Source organism: Caballeronia hypogeia, assembly GCF_001544875.2.
Classification (GTDB): domain Bacteria; phylum Pseudomonadota; class Gammaproteobacteria; order Burkholderiales; family Burkholderiaceae; genus Caballeronia; species Caballeronia hypogeia.
This window is the reverse complement of record NZ_FCOA02000057.1, coordinates 20,642-27,104: the sequence shown is the minus strand read 5'-3', so window position 1 is coordinate 27,104 and position 6,463 is coordinate 20,642. Positions and strand designations below refer to the sequence as shown.

Annotated in this window: 5 protein-coding genes; 2 read left to right on the top strand and 3 right to left on the bottom strand. The window is 63.4% G+C overall.

Translation table 11 applies throughout. The features are described from left to right. Positions 1-444: 444 nt before the first annotated feature. A complete protein-coding gene (locus AWB79_RS37120) occupies positions 445-2,757 on the bottom strand; it encodes a two-partner secretion domain-containing protein (protein WP_061172451.1) in 2,313 nt (770 codons plus the stop codon). A 382-nt stretch (positions 2,758-3,139) separates the two neighbouring features. On the opposite strand from AWB79_RS37120, the gene AWB79_RS38760 reads away from it, so the two are divergent. Then, entirely contained in the window at positions 3,140-3,688 is a 549-nt protein-coding gene (locus AWB79_RS38760) for an alpha/beta fold hydrolase (protein ID WP_157695934.1), read from the top strand. After that, complete coding sequence (locus tag AWB79_RS37110; protein WP_074169486.1) at positions 3,685-4,365, top strand: alpha/beta hydrolase; 681 nt, start codon at positions 3,685-3,687, stop codon at positions 4,363-4,365. The genes AWB79_RS38760 and AWB79_RS37110 overlap by 4 nt, the downstream gene beginning before the upstream one ends. A gap of 376 nt (positions 4,366-4,741) precedes the next feature. Here the strand turns inward: AWB79_RS37110 and AWB79_RS37105 are convergent, their stop codons facing one another. Both AWB79_RS37105 and AWB79_RS37100 read right to left on the bottom strand, forming a co-directional pair. Continuing rightward, positions 4,742-5,074, bottom strand: coding sequence for a hypothetical protein (locus AWB79_RS37105; protein ID WP_063963630.1), 333 nt, complete (start codon positions 5,072-5,074; stop codon positions 4,742-4,744). A gap of 276 nt (positions 5,075-5,350) precedes the next feature. Then, the gene (locus AWB79_RS37100; protein ID WP_061172448.1) at positions 5,351-6,460 is read right to left on the bottom strand and encodes a dihydrolipoamide acetyltransferase family protein; all 1,110 of its coding nucleotides are present in this window, start codon (positions 6,458-6,460) and stop codon (positions 5,351-5,353) included. Positions 6,461-6,463 lie beyond the last annotated feature (3 nt).

The window sequence follows — 6,463 nt, the reverse complement described above, 5'->3', positions numbered from 1 at the left end:
CGATCGCAGGATACATCGCCAAGCACTTCGGCATTCAGTACATCATGCATCTCGGGTTGGCTGCGCTCGCGATCGGCCTGGTCGTTACGCTCAGTCTGAAGGAAACGGCACCCGCCCGGTCGCGCGTACAGGCGCCTGCCGTTGCCTTGGACTGATGGTGCGACAGCTTCGATGGTGCGCGCGTTGACGAACTGAGGCGTACCGCCGCGCTTGATGCGACACGACCGCAGCGCGCTGGGGAGTACCCCCCCATATGGTTCGTGTCGTGGCGGTCGCCCTCGCAGCATGCGGATGACTCATCGTCGACCGAATGGGGCCGGATATTCAAACGATGTGTGACAAGAAGACCATTCCCGTGCGGTTTCTAAACCGCGCATATATGACATGGCACAAGCGCCCTTGCGACCAGCAACTTGCTTGCCTGCGATGTACCGCAAAGCGTTCTCAATGTGCCGTCAGTTGCCACCGCAATACCGGATACGTCGCGCCCGACGGCATGACCCAGACGCCCGAAGGCCCGAAGTTCCACGACACGAAGCTCGCCGGATTGCTCATCTGCGCGGTGGTCAGGCCGTTCGCCGGGGGCGGCGCGGTGCCGCCCTCGTCAAAGCGGACGGCGTTCAGGTGGTTCGTCGTTTCCCTGTTCCAGTAGACGTTGTCGCGGATCGTGCCGAGGTTTTGCGTGGCGATGGCGCCGTAGGTGTCGAGCGACGCCTGCTGCCCCGCCTTGCCCACGTTGAACGATTCTTCGATGACGCCGGTGCTGCCGTTGAATTCGACGAGCGCGCCGTCGCCGACCAGGGAGCCGACAGGGCCGGCGCCATACGATTGCTGGATCAGCCCGGTATTGAAGCCGACCAGACCGCCGCCGCTGCCGTGCGAGCCGTCGACGTCGATCGAACCGGTCGCATAGGATTGCACGATCCGGCCGTCGTTCTCGTTGACGAGGCCGCCGTAGGAACCATTGCCGCCTACCGATGCGCCGCTCCACGAGCGCTCGATCGTGCCTTTGTTCCAGCCGACGAGACCGCCGCCGCCGACCCCCGCGAATGCCGCGCCCGATCCCACGCCACCGGTCGACCATGAATAGGTGACGAGTCCGTCGTTTCGGCCCGCGAGCGCACCGTCGCTGCCGCCGATGCCGCTGTCCACATTGGCATTCGCGACCCCGAGGTTGCGCACCACGCCGCTCGCTCCGATGACGCCGAAAAGCCCGGCGTACGGTATATATGAAAGCCCCGGCACGTAGATGTACAAGTTGCTGACCACATGGCCGAAGCCATCGAACTGTCCGGCGAACGGCGCCGTGTCCGTGGGGGCGATCGGATTGAAGGACGTATTCTGCGTCGTCTTCAGGTCGATGTCCTTGCCAAGCGCATAGTTGCCCTTCAGATCCTGCGATATGTTCCCGAGATCCGCGACGCTGTTCACGAGCTTGTACGCCGTGATCTGCGTGACAAGGCCGCTATACGGCGCGGCGCTCCAGCACCGGTTGGCGAGCAGCGTTCCGGCTGAATAGCTGCCGTTCATGTCGTAGAGCAGACTGACGACGCCACTACTCCGCGACCAGTCGATCGTGCCTTGACTGGCGATGCCGCCGCCGTTGTCGATGCCGCCGGCATCGGCGCGAACTGAGAGGTTGCCGTTGCCCGTGTTGCGGATGGCCGCGCCAGCCGCGATCGACATGCTATGGGCCGAATCCAGTGCAAGCGCTGCGCCGCCTTGCCACTGGACGTTGCCGCTCACGGTGATGTCGCCGCTCGCGCCCGTGGTCGCGACATCCACCGAAGTGCCCTTGCCCAGGCTGCGCGAAATCGCACTTGCGGCGTCCGCGTCGATGGTGAAGGACGGCGCGCTCAGTGTCCAATGGCTCGCGAGCACCGTGGCGCCGCCAACGTCTAGTGTCGTCGCGTGCATGTCGACCGTGCCGCCGCTACCGTCCGCATTGTTCGCACCGATCGTGCCGTTCGCATGAACTCCACCCTGATCCGCGACCAGCCAGACGTGGCCGTCGCGCATCTCGGTGCCGGTCGCGCGAATCGCAGCGCTGTTGCCCGCGAGCGCGTACACGTTGCCGTCGGCCGCCTGCAGGCTGGCTTGCGCCGCGCCGATCGCGCCCGCGTTGATCACAGTGCCGTCGCTTCCCGACTGCACGAATACCTGCTGACCTCCGGACGCGTCCTGCAACAGCACCTGATTGCCCGCCGCCAGTTCGACCGTGCCCCGCGACGCGCTGATGCTACCGGCGTTGATCACCGCCCGTCGGGACACGAGGAACACGTCCCCGCCGCTCGAACCGATCTTGCCGAGATTGACCACGACACCGTCGCCACCACCCGAAAGCGTAAGCGGCCCGCCTTGCATGAAGGCGTTCGAGTCGAGATTCAGTGACGATGCCACGAAACGCCCGCCGGTCGCGACGACACCGTCCCGGCCGATAAGGATGCCCTGTGGATTGATGAGATAGACGCTTCCTGTCGCGAAAATCCGGCCGAGAATCGTGGAAGGTTCGCCGCCTGTCACGCGGTTGAGTGTCGCGCCCGTGCCATTGTCGAAGGTCGCCGTTCCTGAAGGTCCAATTGAAAAACTATGCCAGTCGATCACGCCGCGCGACGACGTCTGATTGATCGTCACCGACCGGCTGCCGTTCGTGATCGCACCGGCGCCTGAGACGAACTGACCGCCGCCTGGGAGCGGTGGCGCGCCGAACGCTTCGATTGCGTAGGCGAACGCCATGCCGAGCACGAACGGTCGCATCGGAATACGGATTCTGTATGGGCTGCGAATCAATGACCGCCGTGGTGCGCATTGCATGTTGCCCTCCAGTGCTCGGGCGACCGCTTGCGATGCGGTCAGGCGTCCAGTCCCCGTTCAAAAGAGAATTGTCCTTGCATCGCGGATAGTAATCCGAAACGCGGCAGGGTGTGCGTTATAACGCGCGCGCCGCCAATCCGCTCGGCATCGCCTTCGAGTGAGCGTTTCATGGCTAGGACGGACGGAGGAAAACCTGTGCCTGATATGGTCGGCTCTGTCCGCCCCTTCCGCCTCGGGGTCACGCCAGTTGAAGCCACTCGGAACGCGCCCTTGGACGGACGCCCCCAATGGCTGGTTTCCTGACGATGTAATGCCGGCGAGCGCCTTGGCAGCAAAACGCAACCGCAAACCGAGCCCGCGAACGCATCGGCTCAACGCCGAGCGCGACGTCATCTTCGTCGATCAGCGCGGCACGCACCGCGCCGATCCCCTCATGCCATGTGTCGGCTGGGAGCAGTTCCTGTTCGACGCGGTCAGCATTCCGTTCGCGGCGGACTCCAGCACCCTCGCGGACACCGCCGCGATCAGGGAGTGCCACGCCCGGCTGTCCGCCACGGGCGTCGACCTCGCGGCCTACAACAGTACGGAGAACGCCGCCGATATCGCCGACCCGCGGGTGGCAACGGGCATCGACAACTGGAACGTCTATGGCGTGTCCTACGGGTCGAGGCTGGCGCTGACCGTCCTGCGAGATCACCCGCAAGGCATCCGGAGTGTGGTTCTCGATTCCGTTTCGCCGCCTACGTCAACATCGTCGAGATGTGGTGGTCGGCGCCCGCGAGCTCATTCAAGGCGATCTTCGCCGCGTGTGCGGCTCAGGCCACCTGCGCCAACGCTTATCCGAACCTGGAATCGGACTTCACTGCCACGGTGAACCGCCTCGACCAAACGCCGGCGGTCACTCAGGTCGCGGACGAGTCCGGCGCGTTGGTGACGGTGAACATCGACGGATTCGCTTACGCCTATACGATGATCATGGCAAGCGAGCGAACCGATGCTTCCGGCGTCCCCAAGATGATGGAAGACATGGCGCGAGGCGATCCCCGCACGGTCGCGGCCGCCTGTCTCGCGTTACGAGGCCCGCATGAGTTCGTCGGACTGGGTGGAGACGCTCTGGCTCTCGAAGTGTTCTGTACGGAAAGCGCCAATCTGACAACCGAAGCCGCCACATTGGCGATGGCGAAGGCCACGCTTCCGGGCTTCCCGGACCGGATGCTGAAGGTGCAGCCCAAACAGGGACGACTCTTCACCGAGTGCACGGTCTGGAACACCTGGAAGGCAGTCCCGGCGGTGAGCGCCCGAGTCGTGAGCGACGTGCCGGTACTGATCATCGAAGGTACCTTCGATGCCGCGACCGCGCCCGAATGGGTCGACGTGATCACCCCGGACCTAAGGAACGCCCAAGTCGTGCAGTTCCCCTTCACGGGCCACTCGGTCCTCGGCAAGTCCACATGCGCGCCATCGATCATGGCCGCTTTCCTCGACAACCCGACCACGCCAGTCAACCTAACCTGCGCCGCGCAAACCGCACTGACATTCACCACGGGCTGACGTCACGGCGCCCCGACCGTCGGCGCGCACGCCGAGGGGCACTTTGCCGTGCCGGTCCATCGCACAAATCCAACCCTCTACCTGCGCGAACGAATATGCTCGACAGCGAAGAGGCACTGAGCCGGGTGATACCTACCTTACTTTTCCCATGCCCGGAATAGAACGTGGCTCGATATGGAAGGACCGCTTTCTTGCAAGCTCGGCGACGAAAATTACCGGTTTCTGTTGGCCGACTGCACTCATTCACGGAAGCCGCGCGAAAGGCGCCGTTGCAGACTTCAACGGCGCCTCTACAGAATCTTCATTGAAATGGTCCTGACCCATTCTTGATGTTCGACTTTCCCATCCAGCGACGACAGTTCTCGTTGATGGCACTTCAGTTTGAAGCCCACGCCCCTGGCGTTTCCGACAGGTAGGCCGTTGCGCCCCGTCCTGCTTCTACGACGGTGGTGAAATCGGCACTCTGAAGTGCTGCGGTGTCAGCGCCCGCAATCGGACGCTTACGCATGGCCTGCCTCAGAATGTGATTCTTGTGCTGATAAAAGAGTTCGAGTTGCCCTGCATCCGATGCATGAGGTGCCAAGTCGAAAGCCTCCTCAAGCACCCGGCGTGAGATATGAAAACGTTGAAGTCCGCGAATCACGCGGACCTGGAACACGACCCCATCACTGTTGTGAGGGATTGCTGCCCAAACCAGCGCGCTGCCCATGACAAGCCTCCATTTGGCTCCAAACCTGATTCAAAGCTCGTTGCCCTATGATGGCTCTCAAAAAATACATTTCAAAAATACGCCTGCCTGGCTTTGACATTTTCACCACACGAGGATCGCGAGCTTTGACTGCCGCGACGGCTAATGCGTGGAAAGATGTTGTTGACATCGGCGGGTGTTCGACACCGGGTTCTCCAATTCACGCTCGGCGGCCCGGACGGGCGAGGATAAAGAACAAAGCCTGAGTGTGCCGTGCGGCTTGCGCAATCGGTTGACCTATTGCGGCTTCTCCAGATCTTCGATGACCGCGGCGAGGAAACGTGCGGCTTCGCCACCGGTGACGACCCGGTGATCGAAGGTGAGACTGAGCGGTACGATCCGGTGAACTGCGGGAGCACCATCCTGCGCTACGACCTGCTCATGAATGCGCCCCGCTCCGAGAATCGCCACCGTCGGCGGCACGACAATCGGAGCCGCATACTTGCCGGCGATCATGCCGAAATTCGACAAGGTGATCGTGTTGTTGCGCAACTCCTCGGGAGGGATCTTGCGCGCCCGAATGTCGGCACGCATGCGGTCGAGCCCCGCGCGAAGATCGGTTGCATCGCGATGCACGATATCTCGCAACACCGGGACGAAAAGTCCCTCGGGCAAGTCGACGGCGATGCCGAGATCGATCTTCGCGAGCACATGGCGTCGCCCCGCATGACCGTCGAACCAGGCATTCAGCCCCGGTTCGACCCGGCATCCGGCCGCTAGCGCACGGATCAGCCGGATCGTGACATCGGCATGCGCGGACCACGCATGAATGTCGGCGTCGTCGATGACCGTCGCCGCCGCCACTTCGCTTTGCGCACGCGCCATGTTTTGCGCCATCGCGCGGCGCACGCCGCGCAGCACTTCGGGCGGTCCCAGTTCGGCTAAGGTCTTCGCCGCGCGTTGCACGTCCGCCGCCGTGACCACGCCTTCCGGCCCCGACGGCGTCACCATCGTCAGGTCGACGTCCAGCTTGCGCGCCAGCGCCCGCACTGCAGGAATCGCCTTGATCGACACCGCACCCGCGCCGCCGCCGAGCGCTGCCGGCGCCTCATGCACCACTTGTCGACCGACGTCCATGTGCCCCACCACGGTGCCCGCGTCTGTATCGCCGCCCTCGCCCTCGAACGCAACGAGCGGACCGCCCAGATGCACGATCTCGCCCGCCTGGCCGAAAAGCTTCGCAATGCGCCCGGCATAGGGCGACGGAATCTCGACGATCGCCTTGGCCGTCTCCACCGACAGCAGAGGCTGATCCGCGCGAACCTCGTCGCCCGCCTTGACATGCCACTCGACGATTTCCGCTTCCTGCAAGCCCTCGCCGAGATCCGGCAACTTGAAGACCTTCATGAC